Genomic DNA, 18,089 nt, shown 5'->3' with positions numbered 1-18,089 from the left:
CTCCCTGTCTCTCAGACACCGGCTCGGGTGCGGGGGTCGATGAGGCCGTAGAGCAGGTCGACGACGAGGTTGGCGCCCAGTACGGCCACCGTGATCACCAGGAAGATCCCCTGCATCAGGGCGAAGTCGTTGTTCTGCACGGCCTGGAGCAGCTTTCCGCCGATGCCCGGGTAGGAGAAGACCTGCTCGGTGATGATCGAACCGGCGACGACGAAGCCCAGTGAGATCGCGAAGCCGGCGACGGAGGGCAGGACCGCGTTGCGGGCGGCGTAGGCGACCATGATCCGCCTCTCCCGCAGCCCCTTGGCCCGGGCGGTGAGGACGTAGTCCTCGGAGACGGTCGAGACCATCATGTTGCGCATCCCGAGCAGCCAGCCGCCCATCGAGGAGAGGACGATGGTCAGCGCCGGCAAGGTCCCGTGGTACCCGGCCGACTGGATGAACTCCCAGTTCCAGCCCGGGTCCAGGACGACGTCGTAGCCGCCCAGCAGCGGGAACCACTTGAGTGCCGAGGCGAAGACCGCGACCAGGATCAGCGCCAGCCAGAAGTAGGGGACCGCGGCCAGCACGGTCGTGGCCGGCACCAGGGAGTCGAGCCAGGTGCCGCGCCGCCAGCCCACGACCGTGCCGAGCACGGTGCCGAGCACGAAGGAGAGCAGGGTCGCGATCCCCACCAGGACGATCGTCCAGGGGAGGGAGTCCCCGATCACCTCCGAGACGGGGGCGGGGAAGGCGCTCACCGAGACCCCCAGTTCGCCCCTCAGGAGATTGCCCAGGTAGGACAGGTACTGGTCCCACAGGGGTTCCCGGCTGTCCGTGCCGAGGAGGAGCTCGTAGGACCTGCGGACCGACGGGTCCACGGAGCCGCCGCGCTGCTGGAGCCGCGCCATGAGGGTGTCGACCGGGTTGCCCGGCATCATCCTCGGAATGAAGAAGTTCAGCGTCAGCGCCGCCCACAGGGCGACCGCGTAGAACGCCAGCTTCCGGAAGTAGTACCTCATCGCCTGTCGCCGCCCATCGCCGTGGCTCCTCCTCGTCCGCTCAGCCGCTCGGGCTCAGCCGTGCACAGACCTCTCGACCGGGCCGGCGCTCACGCGGCGGGCTTCAGCTTCTTGAAGACCTGCGCGTGGTCGGGGCGGCTCCAGATGGCCGGGAAGGCGTACAGGTCCTCCTGCGTCGGCCAGCCGGTGAACTTGTCGGCGTGGTACTCGCTGGTCGTGCCGCCGGTCAGGACGGGGATGTACGGCATGACCTCCTCCAGCCGGGTCTGGATGACGTCGTACTGCTCCTGCCGGGCCGCGGTGTCGTCCGGGGCGATCGACTTCAGCTTCTCCAGGGCCCCGTCCACGGCCGCGTCCTTGAACCGGGAGAAGTTGGGGTTCGCGGCCTCGCCCACGGGCGCGGTCGTCGCGCCGGAGAAGAAGTAGTAGTAGAGGTAGTACGGGTCGGGCGCGGGTCCGGGCGTCAGGGCGTCGATGATCAGCTCGTACTCGCCCTGGCCCCGGGCGTCGGACCACTCGTTCCAGGAGAGCTGCTGGGCGGTGAGCTTGATCCCGGCCTTCTTGAGCTGCTGGGCCATCGTGTCGACCGCGGTGATGTAGTCGGTCCAGCCGGAGACGACCTTGACGGTGAGCTCCAGCTTCCTGCCGTCCTTGGCGTAGATCCCGTCGGACCCCTTGGTCCAGCCGGCGCCCTGGAGGAGCCGGGCCGCCGTGGCGACGTCGGGCTCCATCGGCGCGGTCCTGTCCTTCAGCCCACTGGAGATGATCTTGTCGTCGCGGCCGGGGAGCGCGAATCCGGGGGAGATCTCCGAGGAGGTGTTCTGGAAGGCGAGCGAATTGATCTGCCCGCGGTCCAGGGCGTGGTAGATGGCCTTGCGGACGGCCGGGTCCGTCTGTGGGCCCTTGCAGCCGAGCGCGCTGTTGGAGCAGGTGAAGAGGGCGGTCTGGTTCATCGGCACGGTGACGGCCCGGTAGCCCGGGTAGTTCTTCTCGACGTTCGCCAGGTCCGGGACCGGGCCGGTCTGCCAGTCGATCTTCCCCGCGGCGAGCGCGTCCGCACCGGCCTGGTTGCCGGAGAGGGAGAGGTAGCGGACCTTCTTCACCTTCGGCTCGCCGCCCCAGTAGCCGGGGTTGGCCTTGAGGGTGAACGCCTGGGCCTTGAAATCGTCGACCATGTACGGGCCCGTGCCCACCGGGTTCTCGATCCGGTCCTTCGAGGGGTCCTTGATCTTGCCCCAGATGTGCTCCGGCACGATCCAGATCTTGCCGAGGATCTGCGGTCCCTCCATGAAGGCCGGCTTGTCGAAGGAGATCTTGACGTGGGTGTCGTCGACGGCCGTGGCCTTGCCCTTGTAACCGGTTCCGTTCATGGTCGGGTACTTGGTGATCATGTCGAGCGTGAACACCACGTCGTCGGCCGTGAACTTCTCCCCGTCGGTCCACTTCACGTCGTCGCGCAGGGTGACCGAGAGCTCCGTGCCCTCCTCGTTCCACCGGTACTCGGTGCCCAGCAGCGGCTCGGGCTCCGCGCGCCGGGTGAGGTTGTAGAAGAACAGCCCCTCGAAGATGGTGCCGGGGCCGTCGATCAGGGTCGGTGAGTACGGGTTGTAGTTGCGCTGGTAGTCACCGGACTGGCCGGTGAAGACGACCAGCGCGTCGTTCCCGGAGGAGCTCTCGCCCGGTCCGGAGCAGCCGGCCAGCAGCGCGGCGGCGGCCGCCGCCGCGACCGCCGCCGTACGCGCGCGCCGGTGCTTGGTCTGCAGGAACATCCCTTGGTCCTCTCGTCACCGGCCGGCACGCCGAACGTGCTTGGGAGCGCCGCCCGTTGGGGCGTCGAACTGGTGGCGAGATTGTTAAGACGCCGAATAAAGAAAGTCAATACCCCGTCACGGGTTGCGGGACCCCGCTCCCGCCGTGTCCCGGCCGCGGAGCCGTGCGGGCCCGGGGACTTCGTAAGGTGCGTGAACTAAGCTGGCGGAAGTGGCGCGACCCGCCGCTGTTCGACCTGGACGTCGTGGACGGCGCGCACGAGGCGCGGGCGGAGGAACCAGTGAGTGGACCGGCTCAGACCACACCTCACGCGAGCAGCAGGTCGGCCGTCCTCGACGTGATCCGCGCGGCGGGCACGATCAGCCGGGTCGGCCTCGCGCGGGCCACCGGCTTCACCGGCGCGACCATCTCCACGGTCGTCCGCCGGCTCATCGACGACGGGCTCGTCCTGGAGACCGGGCGCGCGGAGTCCACCGGCGGGAAGCCCCGGGTCCTGCTCCAGCTCAACCAGGACTCGCGCTACGCGGTCGGGGTCCACCTGGACCTGTCGGGGATCACCTACGTCCTCACCAACCTCGGCGGCTCCGTGGTCGCCCGGATGTCGCGGGCCGGAGCGGGCGAGGAGGACCCGCCCGTCGTCGTCGGGCGGATGGCCCGCGAGGTCGAGGCCCTGATCGAGGGCATCGGCGTCGACCGGTCCCGGATCACCGGCCTCGGCCTGGTCTCCCCCGGCCCGCTCGCCCCGGCCGCCGGGATGCGGCTCACCCCGCCCGCGATGCGCTCCTGGGAGGACTTCCCCCTCGACCGCGCCCTGGAGGAGGCCACCGGCCTGCCCGTCCTCCTCGACAACGACGCCACGGCCGCGGCCCTCGGCGAGCACTGGTCCGGCGTCGTCGGCGGCACCGCCACCTTCGCCGCCCTGTACATGGGCACCGGCATCGGCGCCGGCCTCCTCATCAACGGCCTCACCTACCGCGGCGCCAGCGGCAACGCCGGGGAGATCGGCCACGTCTGCCTCGACGTCAACGGCCCCGAGTGCTGGTGCGGCGCCCGGGGCTGCACGGAGATCCTCGCCGGTCCCGCCGCGGTCGTCGCCGCCGCGCGCGCCGACAGGAGGCTCGCCAGGGCGGCCGGCCTGACCAGCGGCAAGGGGAACAAGCCCCCGCGGCCCTCCGTGGCCGCGGAGTTCGCGGCGGTCGCCCGGGCGGCGCGCGACGGCGAGCCCGCGGCCCGCGCCCTCCTGGAGGACTCGGCCCGCCACCTCGCGGTGGCCGCCCGCACCCTGGCCAACGTCATGGACCTGGAGCTCCTGGTCCTCACCGGCCCGAGCCTGGCCATCGCCGGCTCGACGTACCTGCCGGTGGTCCAGGAGGAGATGGACCGCGCCTTCTTCTCCCGCGCCACCCACCCGGTGGAGGTGCGCCTGTCCACCTCGGCGGCCACCGCCCCGGCGATCGGCGCCGCGACGATGGTGCTCCAGTCCGAACTCGTCCCCCTGCGCCAGGGCCTGCGCCTCCCGGGCAACCTGGCGGACGCGGAGCCGGGCGGCACGGCGGTGCGCGCGGCCCACGGCGGCTGACACCGCGGGGCGGACCGGCCGCGCCCGTCGCCCCGGCCGCGACGGGCGCGGTGGGCGTGACGGCCACGGCATCGGACCGGATGGGTACGGCGAAGCCCTGCCCGCCCTCGTGAGGGCGGGCAGGGCTTTTCGGGGCGGCCGGGTCAGCCGAAGGCCTTGACGGCGTTCCAGTTGGTCGTGATGACGGTCTTGCTGGTTCCGCTGACGGTGCTGGCGGAGGGGTAGTGGATCTTGACGGTGCCGTCGGCTGCGGTGCGGGACCAGACGTCGGGGACGCCGTCCTTGTTGATGTCGGGGATGCCGATGGCGGTGGAGACGGCGGCCTCGGTCCAGCCGGTGCCGAACGGGAAGTCGCCGTTGAGGGCGTTCGCCGCGACCATCAGCGAGTTGAGGTCGACGCTGCCCGCGGTGGAGCCGGGCTTGCCGTGGCGGACGTAGACGTTGCCGTTGTCCAGGTTGCGCCAGAGCAGGTCGGGCGTGCCGTCCTTGTTCATGTCGGCGAGGTTGACGATGTCGCGGCGGGCCCAGGCGTCGTCGTTCATCAGGGTCGCGCTGCGGAAGGTGGCGCCGGTGTAGCCGGACAGGACCCAGAAGGACGTGCCGGTCCGCAGGACGAGGTCGGGCAGCTTGTCACCGGTGATGTCGCCGACCGCCTTCATCTGCGTCCACGTCGAGGGCGCGGGCACGCCCGCGGGCAGTTCGACCTCGATGCGGTGGTCGACGTTGAAGCTGCCGTAGCCGTCGCCGGGGTAGAGCCAGAGGGTTCCGTCGGGCGTGACGGCGAACAGGTCGGTGGTGCCGTCGCCGGGGTAGGCGTCGTTGTAGTGGGTGATCAGGGCCGTCTTGTCGGTGGCGGGGTCGTACCAGTGCCCGGCCGGGTTGAGCGCCGAGCCCTTGGTGACGTACGAGGCGGTCATGCCGCTGTGGAGCTCGCCCCCGGGCGAGCCGCTGTAGGTGCGCAGGTTCCCCCCGGAGTTGACGAGGAGGAGGTCCGGGGTGCCGTCGCCGCCGACGTCACCGGGGCCGTCGCCCAGGTCCCGCGGCTTCACGTAGAAGGAGTGGTCCCTGCGGGCACTGGCGTTGCCGACCTCGTCGTACGCGTAGACGTGGAGGGTGTTCGGGCCGGCGTGCGGAGGCGCGAAGTCGTCCACGACCACCATTCCGGTGCCCGGCACGTACAGCTCCCTGTACTCCCCCACCCCTTCGAACCGGTACTTGATCTTCCTGGCGCCCCTCGAGAAGAAGTAGACCGTTCCGGGCTTGCCGAAGGGCTGCTTCGACCAGGTCTTGCCGTCGGCGGTCGCCGCGGGGAAGTCCGCGCTCGACACCGTCGGCGTCGGAGGGGCGCTGCCGTCGACGGTGATGCGGCAGGGCGCCGTCCCGGGGGGGAAGAAGGTGGAGAGGCCACCGGCGGAGTCCTCGGCCCTGACGTCCCACGAGTAGAGGCCCTTGTCCACCAGTGGTGTGACGGCGGAGTCCTGCTTGTTGATGTCGGCGGCGTCGATGACGACCCGGGCCGTGCCGTTGGTGTCCGGGGTGGCCGTGACGCCGACCGGAGCGGCGGTGCCGTCCTTCCAGAAGCGGAAGCGGAGCTTGGAGAGGTTGCCGTCCCGGTCCTTGGCGGTGGCCTTCAGGGTGATGTCCTGCAGGCCGACCGTCACGCTCGCGTCCGGACCGGGCACGCACTTGTCGCCGGGGTCCGACTCGCCGTCGGTCGGCTCCGACGGCACGCGGTTGTACTCGCCCTCCAGGACGGCCGAGCTCGCCTGGAACTTGCGCCAGGTCTGGGTGTCGTCCTCGCTGGTGGCCTGCATGCCGAAGGTGATGCTCGACCAGCCGTTGTTCGCGCCTTCCTGGGCCGCGGCCTCGACGTCGAACGCCTCGTACTCGTTGGGGCAGTTGCTCGACCCGGAGGGCGGGTTCCAGCCGTGCGCGAAGGACTTCTTCTGCAGCAGCTTCTTCCAGGCCGGCTGGGAGCTCCAGGTGGTGCTCGTGGAGATCGAACCGGTCAGCCAGAACTCGAACTGGCGCTCGGTGCAGGACCAGGAGTGGTTGTTGAGGACCTTGAAGGTGGCCTCGGTGAACACCGCGTCCTTGAACGCGGAGGAGAACTCCATCCGCCAGAAGGAACGGGCGAGGCCGCCGGTGTCGCTCTCGTAGCCGACGCGGGCGTCGGAGGTGCCGGAGGAGAAGTTCGTGCCGTTCCAGAAGCTGCTGTTCGGGTACCGCCGGTAGGCGACGGTCCACCCCAGCGAAGCGCTGTTGAGCGGCGGGTCGACGAAGACCGGGAAGCGGGTCCCGGCGTCGGTGAGCAGGCCGGTCTCGGCGACCCGCAGGCCAAGGCGGGCCGTGCCGGTGCCGTCGCCGCCGAGGGCCACCGGCAGTTGGGCGGAGCGGGCGCCGGGCTCGGCGCCGGACAGGCCGGAGAGCCTCAGGACGTCGGCGGGGGTGGCGACGGAGGTGCGCCGGGGCGCGCCCGCCGGGAGTTCGGGGTCCCGGCCGCTGGAGTCCCAGGCGAACGGGGTCGGGATGGTGCCGACCTCCTTGCCCGCCCTGTCGAGGATCCGGACGCGGGCGGCCTTCGCGTCCTGACGGAAGACCGCGGTCTTCGAACGCAGGCCGTACGTGACGGTCGCGAGCTCCTTGTTCCGCGCGGCCTCGCGGTTCTTGACGACCAGGAGCTGGCCGAAGCCGCCCTCCTGCCGCGCCACGAGCAGCAGGTCCACGCCGGGCAGCACCTCGGGGTAGAGGGCGCGCGGGCCGTCGAGCACTGGCTCGGGCAGGGCGTTGGGCCAGGTGTAGGCGATCGTGTGGCCGCCCAGGTCGACCTCGGCCAGGACGGTCTCCCCGCCGCGCGGCCGGTCGGCCAGCGGCAGGCGGGTGTAGGAGCGGTCGGTGCGCGCGGCCGCGGTACCGCCGGAGAAGCGGACCGGGAGGGCCGCGTTGACCGGGCGGACCCCCAGGGCGCCGGCGTTCGCCACCCGCCGCAGCGTGGTGTCGATCGGCGCCCACACGCCGTCGGCGTTCTTCGCGCGCTGCGGCAGGGCGTGGACCTGGGTGCGCATCCGCCCGTTCGGCAGTGCCCAGGTCAGCTCGGTCTGGGTGGTCGCGGTGTCGACGAGCACCTTCTTGCCGGTCCGCCGGGCCTCCGCCGACGCGGCGGCCTCGTCGCGGGGACCGGTCGACGCCTGCCTGGCGCCGGTCGCGGCCTTGGCCCCCTGGGCGGCCGGGGGCGCGCTCGGCTGCCACCAGGGCAGGAGCGTGGCGGTGAGGGCGGCCAGGACGAGGCCGAGAGTGAGCGTCAGCCGTGTGCGGGTGCGCACGAACGGACGGAGAAGACGAGGCGGCGCGGACACGGCGGTCTACTCCCGTGTGGACCAGGTGGATGGAGGACAGCACAGACAGCCCGTCAGCCGGGCCGCAGGGCGAACAGATCTGCACACGATCACACGGCCACCACGCGACGTCCACACGATCTCCCGTTACCGGGATTTAACATAACGATGAGAACAGGCCATCCGAGCGGGTATTTGCGGTGCCACATCCCTTTCACGGACACCTTCTTGACCTGGAATCAGTGATTGGCCCGATCCGCTCGAAAGATCACCGGTCCCCGGTTCTGATCAGGAGTGCGCCGTGAGGCACGTCACGCGAGCCGCTCCGCACCCACCGCGACGACCGTGAAGACGGTCCCGTACATGACAGAGTGTGCGCACGCACGCGCCTGAGGCAGGCGCGTGCTCTTTGGTGTTTCCGCACCGCAATCCGTTCTCTTTGTTCGTTGGGTGGGAGTCGACGCGCATGCGTGCTTCAGAACCACTGTCATGGCTGGGGCGGGGACGCCTGGCCGTGACGGACTCACAACGACGGCGCCGCCGGCGAAACCGCGCGACGACCGTCGTTCTGCTGTCCTCGCTGCTCACGGTGACCAGCGTGGGCGGTCAGGCGCTGGCCGTCCCCGGGGACGGCATGTCCCGTGAGGCGGAGATCGCTCAGGTCGACCTGCCCGACATCCCGCGGAGCACGGCGCTCGAAGGCGACGAGCAGGCGGTCAAGGAGCTGTCGACGGCGAAGGAGGTGCCGATCAGCCCCTATGTACCGACCGCCGTCGCCCCGTGGACCCACGGAGTGGGCTCGGTGGACCTGACCGGCGTCGAGCCGGGGGCCACCAAGGCGGTCTCCAACGGCCTGCCGATCGCGCTCGGCGTACCCGCGGGCACGGACCCGGCCACGCTGGCCGGGCAGTGGTCCGTCGACCTCGCCTCCCCCGCGACCTCGCAGGCCGTGGACCTCCACGGACTGGTCATGAAGGTCACGCCGCCGGCCACCGCCGACCCGGCGGCCCAGGTCACCGTCACCGTCGACACGACCGGCTTCGCCGACTACTTCGGTCCCCAGGCCGCCGGTCGCTTCGGCTTCGTCCTGCTGCCCGAATGCGCGCACAGCGGTGAGGCGACCGGCGAGTGCGCCCCGGAAGGCGGCCTGGAGACCATGGCCGGCCGGGACGCCCCCACCTCCTTCCAGCCCCTGAGCAGCACGGTCAAGGAGGTGCCGGCCGCGAAGGCCCCCACCCGGACCAACGCCGCCGAGGGCGCCGCGGTGCGCAGCCTCGTCTCGGGCAGCGTGCCCGTCGGCAAGCTCCGGGACGCCGCCGAGAGCCGGACGAGCACGGCCTCCGCCCGCCACGCCGCGCTGCCGGCGGTCGACGCGGCCGGGCCCTCCGCCCTCGGCATGACCGACAAGGCCAACGCCCCCGTCGGCGACTTCGCGGCGACCCCGCTGCTCTCCTCCGGCGCCTGGTCGGCGGGTGCGTCGAGCGGCGCGTTCACGTACTCGTACCAGGTGCAGGTCCCCGAGACGGCCGGCGGTCTGACGCCGAAGGTCACCCTGGGGTACTCCTCGCAGACGGTCGACGGCCGCACCTCGGCGACGAACAACCAGGCCTCCTGGATCGGCGACGGCTGGGACTACAATCCGGGCTCGATCACCCGGACGTACGTCAACTGCCGCCAGGACTCCAAGAAGGCCGGGTCGAACAACGCCACCCATCGCACGCCTGACCTGTGCTGGGGGTCGAACAACGCCACGCTCTCCCTGGGCGGCACGACCACCGAGCTGGTGTGGGACGCGACGGAGGGGAAGTGGTTCACCGCCAACGGCGACGGCTCCAAGGTGGAGCGGGTCATCGGTGAGAACACCGACAACGATGCCCGCAACGGCGAGTACTGGATCGTCACCACCAAGGACGGCACCAAGTACCACTTCGGCAAGAACAAGCTGCCCGGCTGGTCCGACCAGGGCACCACCACCACCGCCGACGACGACCCGCAGACGCAGTCCGTGCTCACCGTGCCGGTGTACGGCAACCACCCCGCGGAAGACTGCTACAAGGCCGGTGACTGGGCCGGTTCGTCCTGCACCCAGGGCTGGCGCTGGAGCCTCGACTACGTCGAGGACATCCACGGCAACGCCATGTCGCTGTGGTGGCAGCGCGAGAAGAACTACTACGCGCGCAACCTGAACTTCAAGGCCCCGGTCGAGTACCACCGCGGCGGCTACCTGTCGCACATCGACTACGGCCAGCGCAAGGACGCCAACGGCAGCATCTTCTCCACCGCCGCTCCGGCCCGCGTCAGCTTCGCCGTGGAGGAACGCTGCTACGACAAGGGCGGCGTCACCTGCTCGGAGACGAACTTCACCTCCAAGGACCCCGGCAAGTACCGCATCTGGTACGACACCCCGGCCGACCTGCGGTGCCAGTCGGGCAAGATGTGCTGGAACGCCGGTCCCACGTTCTGGTCCCGCAAGCGCCTGGACAAGATCAGCACCACCGCGCAGCGGCTCCGGGGCGTGACCGCGCACCAGTTGGTGGACGAGTACCAACTCACGCAGAACTTCCCCACGCTGAAGATCGGCCCCAACCCGGCCCTGTGGCTGGAGGCGATCACCCGCACGGGATACGGCCGCAACGGCGCGTCGGACGCGAAGGTCACCCTCAACCCGGTGCGCTTCGAGTCCAACGCCGAGGACATGCCCAACCGCGTCAAGGGCTTCAACCCCCAGCGCCCGGGCTTCTCGCGCCTGCGCATCGCCCGTGTCATCAACGAGTACGGCGGTGACACCGTCATCACCTACAAGCCGGCCACCGGCGAGTGCGCGACCGGCGTGGGCCTGCCCACCAAGGACCAGACGGCGGCCCTCAAGGCCAACACCCGCCTGTGCTACCCGATGTACTGGCACCCCGATCCGGAACGCACCGACGAAGAGATCGACTGGTTCCACAAGTACGTCGTGAGCAGCGTCGAGGAGCTCCCGAACGTCGACGGCGCCTTCCCCACGCTGACGTCCTACGCGTACAAGAACGCTGGTTGGAAACTCGCCGACCAGGAGTTCTCCAAGAAGGCGACGCGCACGTACTCGCAGTTCGCGGGCTTCGAGCAGACCACCGTCGTCACCGGCCCCGAGGAGGGTGTGGAGGCGGGCAAGAAGTCCAAGTCCGTCACCCGCTACTTCCGCGGCATGGGCGACACCGTGTCCGTCAAGGACATCACCGGCGCGGAGATCGCCAAGGACCGCGAGCCCTTCGCCGGCCGCATCGCCGAGGAGCTCACCTACACCAGCGCCGCCGCCGCGGACACCGACTGGCTCTCGCGCAGCGTCACCGTCCCCGCCGCCACCGAACTCGCCAGCCGCGACCGCGGCGACGGCCTGGCCCCCCTGCGGGCCTGGCGCGTCACCGAGCCCGAGGAGATCGCGTACACCAAGTCCTCCGGGACCAACACCACCGACCCCGGCACCGAGCGGGTCGTCCGCACGAAGACGACGTACGAGCCGGTGCACGGCCTGCCGACCCTGGTGGAGTCGCTCGGCGACACCGGCAGGAGCGGCGACGAGTCCTGCACCAAGCTCGAATACCTGCACCACACCGGCAAGAACCTCATCGGCCTGTCCAAGCAGGTCCTCGTCTCCCCGACCACGTGCGCGAACGCGGACTTCTCCGACCTCGCGACGCTCGCCTCCGCCACCCGGACCGGCTACGACGGCCAGACGGCGTACAACGCGGCCCAGACCGAACTCGGCGCCGGCACGCGCGGCCTGGCGACCCAGACGTGGTCGCTGAAGGGCGACGGCACCGGCTTCCAGTCCGACGGCACCGTCGCGTTCGACGCGATCGGCCGGGTCGTCCGGAGGACGGACCCCGACCAGCAGCCCTCCACGATCACCTTCGACCCGCCCCAGGGCCAGGTCTTCGAGGTCACCGAGACCAACGCGCTCGGCCACAGCCAGAAGCAGGAACTGGACCCGGGCCGTTCGGTTGCGGTGAGGACGACCGACGCCAACAACCACGTCAGCGAGGCGAGGTTCGACCCGCTGGGCCGCCTCGTCGAGGGATGGGCCCCCGGCCGCACCCCGTCCGCGTCGGCGGTGCCGGACTTCAAGGCCGTCTACACCATCCCGAAGGTCGCGGCCGACCAGCCGCGCAAGCCCCCCTACGTCACCACCTACGCGCGCGGCCACAAGAACCGCGTCGAAACGTCCGTCACCTTCTACGACGGGCTCGGCCGGGAACGGCAGACGCAGGAGGAGGCGACCGGCGGCGGCCACCTGATCACCGACACCCTCTACGACGGCCTGGGCGAGATCAGGCAGACCAACAACGCCTACCTCACCTTCGACGTCAAGCCCGGTGAGCTGTTCACGGCGCTGCCGAACACCGCCATGCCCAACGCCACCCGGTACACGTACGACGGCATGGGCCGCGTCCTGGAGGAGACGCCCGTCCTCAAGGGCGTCCCGGCCACCGACCGGGCGACCCGCTACGAGTACGGCGCCGACTGGTCGAAGGTGATCAACCCGCAGGGGGCCTCCTCCTACCGGGTCTACACCGACGCCCTGGGCCGGACCTCGCGGGTGGACACGTTCAACCCGAAGGCTCCCGGCGGCTTCACGTCGATGAGCTACCACTACGACCCCCGCGGCCGGCTCGACAAGGCCGTCTCCTCGGCCGACCCGACGCGCCCGTGGACGTGGACGTACGACCACCGGGGCCGGATGGAGACGGCCACCGACCCGGACTCGGGCACGACGAGGACCGTCTACGACCACCGCGACCGTCCGCTGACCGTCACCAACGCCCGCGGCGTGACGGTGTGGAACGCCTACGACGTGCTGTCGCGGCCCAAGCAACAGCGGGAGGACGACGCCAACGGCAAGGTCCTGGCCGCCTTCGCCTACGACACGGTGCCCGGCGGCAAGGGCCTGCCCGCCACCATCACCCGGTGGACGGACGGCCTGCCGTACGTCCAGGAGGTCAACGGCTACACCAAGGACTACCAGCCGACGTCGACCACGCTGACCCTGCCGGACGCGCTCGCCGGCACCTGGGGGCTGCCGAAGCAGTACACGTACACCTACGCGTACACCGACACCGGCCTGCTGAAGGAGGCCGTCCTGCCGAAGGCCGGCGCACTCGCCTCCGAGAAGCTGGTCTTCCGCTACAACGAGGAGGGCCTGCCCCGGTCGGTCTCCGGCAAGGACTGGTACGGCTCGGAGATCGTCTACTCCTCCTACGGCCAGCTCATGCGCTCCACCCTGGGCGCCCACCCCTACCGCGTGTGGACGCAGAACTCGTACGACGAGTCCAGCGGCGCGCTGCTGAACCAGCTCGTCTACCGGGAGAAGGGCGGCACGGCCGCCGACAACACCGTCGTCAGCGACAACCTCGTGTCGAACCGGGGCTACGCCTACGACCCGGCCGGCAACATCACCTCGATCCACGAGCAGGCGGTCGGGATCGAGGAGCGGCAGTGCTTCGCCTACGACCCGCTGGGCCAGCTCGAAACCGCCTGGACCGCCAAGGCGGAGGGGGGCTGCGCCTCCCCGAAGAACACCGACGGCACCCTGAACGTCGCCGCGGGTGAGGACGGCTCCGGCTACTGGCAGGAGTACGCGTACGACCTGCTCGGCAACCGCAAGAGCCTGGTCGAGAAGGACCTCACCGGCAACACGGCCAAGGACACCACCACCACCTACGCCTACGGCAAGGCGGACGGTTCCCAGCCGCGCACCCTGACGAAGGTGACGAAGAAGTACACCACCCCGCAGGGGGCGGAGGTCACGGCCGAGGCGGAGCGTCTGTACGAGCTCTCCGGCGAGACCAAGTCGATCACCTCGACCCAGAACGGCGACAAGCAGTCGCTGACGTGGACCTGGGACGGCCAGGTCGACCGGATCACCGGCCAGGGCGCCAACGGCAGGACCCCGTACGTGGGCCTCGCCGAGAAGTGCCTCGACCTCAAGTCCGGCCTCGCGGCACCGGCCCAGCCGGTCCAGCTCCACTCCTGCAACACCTCCGTGGCGCAGAGCTGGAGGTTCAGCCCCGAAGCGGGACAGGCCGACTCGAACGTCGGCGCCCTGTCCATCTACGACGACTGGTGCGTCCAGCCGGCCGCCAACACGGCCGGGTCGGCGGTGCAGATCCGCACGTGCGACGGCTCGGACGCCCAGCGGCTGAAGCGCACCACGGCCGGGCAGCTCGTCCACACCGCCTCCACCCTGTGCCTGGCGGTGAAGGACGCCGCCTCGGCGGACTCCACCCCGGTCGTGCTGGCCGCGTGCTCCGCCACGTCCGCCGCGCAACTGTGGGCGCCGCAGAACGACACCCGTCACGTCTACGGCCCCGACGGCAGCCGACTGCTGACGATCAAGGGCAAGCAGGCCACGCTGCACCTGAGCGAGGCCGAGGTGACCGTCCAGCAGGGCGGTGCGCTGCTCAACAGCCAGCGCACCTACGCCGTCCCCGGCGGCGCGGTCCTGCGCTACGCCCACGGGGCGGGGGCGGAGTACCTGGTCGCCCTCACCGGTGACCACCAGGGCTCCACCTACGCGGAGGTCTCGCTCAGCGGCACGATGCCGGTCCGGATCCGCAAGCAGGACCCGTTCGGCAACCAGCGCGGCACCGGCTCGCTCGGCGCCAACATGAAGGCCCACACCGGGTTCCTCGGCGCCACCCGCGACGACGCCTCCGGCTACACGCCGCTCGGCGCCCGCCTCTACGACCCGGTGGTCGGACGCTTCCTCTCCGCCGACCCGGTGCTCGACCTGAACGACCCGCTGCAGTCCAACGGGTACGCGTACGCCCACAACAACCCGGTCACCCACGCCGACCCGACGGGCCTGGCGATCACCCTGACCGACTCCGAGCGGGCCGCCGCCCTGCGGGGCGCGGGCCTGTCCGCGGCGCAGGTCGCCCAGGCGCAGGCCACCATGGGCAAGTCCCTGACCTCGGTGATCCTCGGCGCGGCCTGGAGCGTCCTGAGCGACTTCATCGGCCTCGGCGACGCGATGGCCTGCTTCGGCGGCGACATGTGGTCCTGCGGCAGCATCATCATCGACGCGATCCCGTGGACCAAGCTCGGCAAGATCCCGTCGGTGCTGAAGGCCGTCAGCCGCACGATCGAGGCCATCAAGGCGTTCAAGGCCGCGAAGAAGGCCGCCGAGATCGTCCTCAAGGCCGCGAAGGCCGCCGAGGCGGCGGCCCTCAGAGCCAAGAAGGCCGCCATCGAGAAGGCCAAGAAGGAGGCCGCGCAACGGGCCAAGAAGAAAGCCGCAGAACAGGCGAAGAGAACCAGCGACAAGGCGGTCAACCAGACCAAGAAGACCGGCAACCCCGTCCACAAGCAGGCCCAGGCCAAGGCGGCGCCGAAGGTGTCCTCCGCGGTGGGCGCCGGCAAGGGCGGAGGCGGCGGCAAGGCGAGTTCGAGCAAGCCCGGCGGCAACTCCGGAGGGTCCTCCCGCGGCAGCGGCGGATCCAGCGGAGGCGGCGGCGCGGGCAAGGCCGGTGAAGGCGGCGGCTCCTGCCCGATCAACAACAGCTTCACCCCCGGCACGAAGGTGCTGATGGCCGACGGCTCCACCAAGCCGATCGAGAAGGTCAAGCCCGGCGACAAGGTCCTGGCCACCGACCCGAAGACCGGGAAGACCCGCGTCGAGACGGTCACCGCCGCCATCAAGGGGCAGGGCCTCAAGCACCTGGTCAAGGTCACCGTCGACACCGACCGCGGGGCCGGCACGAAGACGGCCCAGGTCACCGCGACCGAAGGCCACCCCTTCTGGATACCCGAACTCGGCGAGTGGGTCGACGCCACCGACCTGCGCTCCGGCCAGTGGCTCCGCACCAGCGCCGGAACCCACGTCCAGATCACCGCGGTCCAGCGCTGGACGACGCGGAGCGCCACCGTCCACAACCTGACCGTCTCCGACTCCCACACGTACTATGTGCTGGCGGGGGCGGCGCCGGTTCTCGTTCACAACTGTGGGGAGGCCGATGATGACTTGCTCGACTTCGCAGACGAGGCGCTGAGTATGAGTCCGGAATCGCGTCCCAATGTTGCTACGAAGATTACCTCTGCGGATGGAGAGCATGTCCGTTTCTCCTATGCAACGGATACGCGCAGTGGTGCAATGCCTCCGCAGACAGCGAGAGCAGTAGCTAACTCCGGACACCATGGCGGGTGCGGGGAAGTTGGGTGTGCCATTCAGTTCGAGAGCGCCGGCATCCCGCTAGAGGGGGCGACGTTCCAGTCTGTCAGGATCGGCGGTGGCGGTAGAGGGAATTCGTTCCCAATTGAGGATCATGGTGAACTGATCGCACCGTGCCCTGCCTGCCAGCGGTTCTTGCCTCAAATCGGTGGACGCGGGTGAGCCTCGTGCCTGTCTCTCCAGAGTTGCGCACCGCACTTAAGAAATTGAGAGAAGTGCGATCCGAAAAGCCTCCGGGTGGGCGTGAAACTGAATCTTTTGCCGCGTGGCGGGAAAGGATTGCAGACGCTCTGGACTCACTGGCCGGCGTTCTCATCTATCAGGAAGATCGCCAGAGAGCTGCCGCCGAAGCGGCCGCCGCTCGCGCCGAAGCAGAAGGAATCCGTGCTGAACTGGATCAACTGGACTGATGGATAGAGCTCTGCTCTGATCCGTCTGTTTCCGCAACGGCAAGGCGGAATGTCCTTGGATATATCAGAAGCCCCGCCGGGAGTAATCTCGGCGGGGCTTCTGAGTCGTTTGACGGCAACGCTGACGGCAACGTCAACGGACGATGGCTGCGGCGGGTGGGTTGTCGTGGTCGTCGTCAGTGGGGCCGAGGGCGTGGCCCAATGCATCGATGGCTTGGCGTTGGAGGCGGAGCCGGACGTGGGCGTAGACGCCGGCGGTGACGCCGATGTGGGCGTGTCCGAGGAGTTCCTAGATGACGACGGGGTCGACGCCCTGTTCCAGGAGCAGGGTGGCGGTCGAGCGGCGGAGGTCGTGGAAGCGGATGCGGCGGGGGCTGGCCCGGTTGAGGAAGCTGCGGAAGCATCGGGTGAGGTTGGCCGGGGCGAGAAGCCTTCCTGTGGGCGTGGTGAAGACGTGGCCGCTGTCCTGTCAGACTGACTCTGCGATCTCGCGCTCCTTGTCCTGCCGTTCCTGGTGCTTCTTGAGGGCGCGGATCCAGACGGAGCGGTGGTGGGTACCCGAGCACACCGGACACGGCCGCCTGGCCCGCAAGGCCAGGGGCGGATCACTGGCCAGGGGAGCCAGGGTCACCGTGGACGAGGTGGTCGACACGATCGGCGGCGACTCGGAATCCGTAGATCAGGCCCTGCTCTTCCTCGCCCTGGAGGGCAGGATGAAGAAGGCCCATCAGCGGAACGGGTCGATGGCGTATGTCGTCGTGGGGGGCGAGTTCGGCACAGAGGTACCGGTTACGGTGCAACCGGTGGACGAGTCGGACGAAGCGTCGACTGCCCCACAGAAGGAGTTCCCGGCGGCTGCCGGAGTAGCGGGTCTGGTCTACAAGCCGGAACGAGCCCTGGAGCGGATCGAGGAACTGAAGGAGCGCGTCGAACGCCTCGAAAGCCGCGACGCGGACCGAGGTGGCGCGTGAACGATGGTGTCCCCGAAGGCCGCAGGCCGGCTCTCGGGGACGCGTCGCGCCGGCTGGTCAGGACTGGTACTCGTAGCCGATGGTGAACCGGGGCGGCAGGCACCACTCCCCGTACTCGATGATTCCTTCCGCGTCCGACCACCGGTGGGCGCCGGCCAGGATCGGGGAGCCGACCGGCAGGCCGAGTGCGCTCGCCTCTCGGGCGTCGGCGGGGCGGGCGTGCATGTCGTCGCGGGCGTGGGTGATCGTGCGCCCGGTGGCTTCCAGGACCCGGGCGGACAGTCCGTGGTTGCGCCCCGGGGCGATGTTCAGCAGGTCCGGTACGAGGGCGGCGAACGGGGCCGGGTACCAGGTGACCGCGAACACGGTCCGGGTCTTGCCCCGGCCCGCCAACCACTCGCGCCGCACCACCTGGTCACCGGTCTCCAGGTCGAAGATCTCCGCCACGTAGAGCGGCGGGACGATCAGTTCGGCGGCCGTCACCCTGCTCGTCTCGCCTTCGGCCAGGAACGACTTCACCCGCTGGACCCGGGCCAGCCGATCCCGTGCCGACAGCGTCCATCGCGGGTCGTCGGCGACGTAGGTGCCGCGCGGGGTGGTGCGGATGAAGTTCTCCACCTGAAGGGCCTGCAAGGCCCGGGAGACCGTGGCGGCTGCGGCCTGCCACTGCCCGGCGATCTCCCGGTTCGTCGGCAGCTTGGCGCCCGGTTCGAGCTCTCCCGACAGGATGCGTTCCCGGAAGTGGTCCGCGATCTTCGTGAACGTCTTGGGACTGGGCATGAGGCGCGCCCCTCCGTTGAGTTGACGTGTTGTCACC

Annotated in this window: 8 protein-coding genes and 1 pseudogene; 4 read left to right on the top strand and 5 right to left on the bottom strand. The window is 70.0% G+C overall.

Annotation, left to right across the window (positions count from 1 at the left end; genetic code table 11):
• Window positions 1-11: 11 nt before the first annotated feature.
• Together AC07D6_RS03420 and AC07D6_RS03415 are read right to left on the bottom strand one after the other, a co-directional pair.
• Entirely contained in the window at window positions 12-1,001 is a 990-nt protein-coding gene (locus AC07D6_RS03420; RefSeq protein WP_315879080.1) for an ABC transporter permease, read from the bottom strand.
• 89 nt (window positions 1,002-1,090) lie between these two features.
• On the bottom strand, window positions 1,091-2,770 hold the full coding sequence (locus AC07D6_RS03415) for an ABC transporter substrate-binding protein (RefSeq protein WP_479041621.1): 1,680 nt from the start codon (window positions 2,768-2,770) through the stop codon (window positions 1,091-1,093).
• A gap of 188 nt (window positions 2,771-2,958) precedes the next feature.
• Here AC07D6_RS03415 and AC07D6_RS03410 point away from each other — a divergent pair, with 188 nt between their 5' ends.
• The gene (locus tag AC07D6_RS03410; protein ID WP_479041619.1) at window positions 2,959-4,350 is read left to right on the top strand and encodes an ROK family transcriptional regulator; all 1,392 of its coding nucleotides are present in this window, start codon (window positions 2,959-2,961) and stop codon (window positions 4,348-4,350) included.
• A gap of 143 nt (window positions 4,351-4,493) precedes the next feature.
• On the opposite strand, the gene AC07D6_RS03405 is transcribed toward AC07D6_RS03410, so the two are convergent.
• Window positions 4,494-7,673, bottom strand: coding sequence for an FG-GAP repeat domain-containing protein (locus AC07D6_RS03405; RefSeq protein ID WP_479041617.1), 3,180 nt, complete (start codon window positions 7,671-7,673; stop codon window positions 4,494-4,496).
• 646 nt (window positions 7,674-8,319) lie between these two features.
• On the opposite strand from AC07D6_RS03405, the gene AC07D6_RS03400 reads away from it, so the two are divergent.
• Both AC07D6_RS03400 and AC07D6_RS03395 read left to right on the top strand, forming a co-directional pair.
• Complete coding sequence (locus tag AC07D6_RS03400) at window positions 8,320-16,053, top strand: ricin-type beta-trefoil lectin domain protein (protein ID WP_479042309.1); 7,734 nt, start codon at window positions 8,320-8,322, stop codon at window positions 16,051-16,053.
• Entirely contained in the window at window positions 16,050-16,301 is a 252-nt protein-coding gene (locus tag AC07D6_RS03395; RefSeq protein ID WP_479041615.1) for a hypothetical protein, read from the top strand. Before AC07D6_RS03400 ends, AC07D6_RS03395 begins: the two co-directional genes overlap by 4 nt.
• A 133-nt stretch (window positions 16,302-16,434) precedes the next feature.
• On the opposite strand, the pseudogene AC07D6_RS03390 reads toward AC07D6_RS03395, so the two are convergent.
• Window positions 16,435-16,836 (bottom strand): annotated as a pseudogene (locus AC07D6_RS03390) (tyrosine-type recombinase/integrase); the annotation flags it as partial.
• A 97-nt stretch (window positions 16,837-16,933) separates the two neighbouring features.
• Here AC07D6_RS03390 and AC07D6_RS03385 point away from each other — a divergent pair.
• Window positions 16,934-17,272 carry a hypothetical protein gene (locus tag AC07D6_RS03385; RefSeq protein ID WP_479041613.1) on the top strand — a complete coding sequence of 113 codons (339 nt, stop codon included), beginning with the start codon at window positions 16,934-16,936 and terminating at the stop codon, window positions 17,270-17,272.
• Window positions 17,273-17,329: 57 nt separating this feature from the next.
• On the opposite strand, the gene AC07D6_RS03380 is transcribed toward AC07D6_RS03385, so the two are convergent.
• Window positions 17,330-18,052: a GntR family transcriptional regulator gene (locus tag AC07D6_RS03380; RefSeq protein ID WP_479041611.1), complete on the bottom strand. Its 723-nt coding sequence runs from the start codon at window positions 18,050-18,052 to the stop codon at window positions 17,330-17,332.
• Window positions 18,053-18,089: the final 37 nt, after the last annotated feature.

The sequence above is a fragment of the Streptomyces sp. NPDC045287 genome (assembly GCF_056432325.1).
The sequence above is the reverse complement of the archived record's forward strand: the minus strand, read 5'-3'. Positions and strand labels throughout refer to the sequence as shown.

Coding starts and splice junctions, on each gene's coding strand:
- AC07D6_RS03420 (WP_315879080.1), bottom strand. CDS start 1,001: ATGAGGTACTACTTCCGGAAGCTGGCGTTCTACGCGGTCGCCCTGTGG.
- AC07D6_RS03415 (WP_479041621.1), bottom strand. CDS start 2,770: ATGTTCCTGCAGACCAAGCACCGGCGCGCGCGTACGGCGGCGGTCGCG.
- AC07D6_RS03400 (WP_479042309.1), top strand. CDS start 8,320: ATGTCCCGTGAGGCGGAGATCGCTCAGGTCGACCTGCCCGACATCCCG.
- AC07D6_RS03380 (WP_479041611.1), bottom strand. CDS start 18,052: ATGCCCAGTCCCAAGACGTTCACGAAGATCGCGGACCACTTCCGGGAA.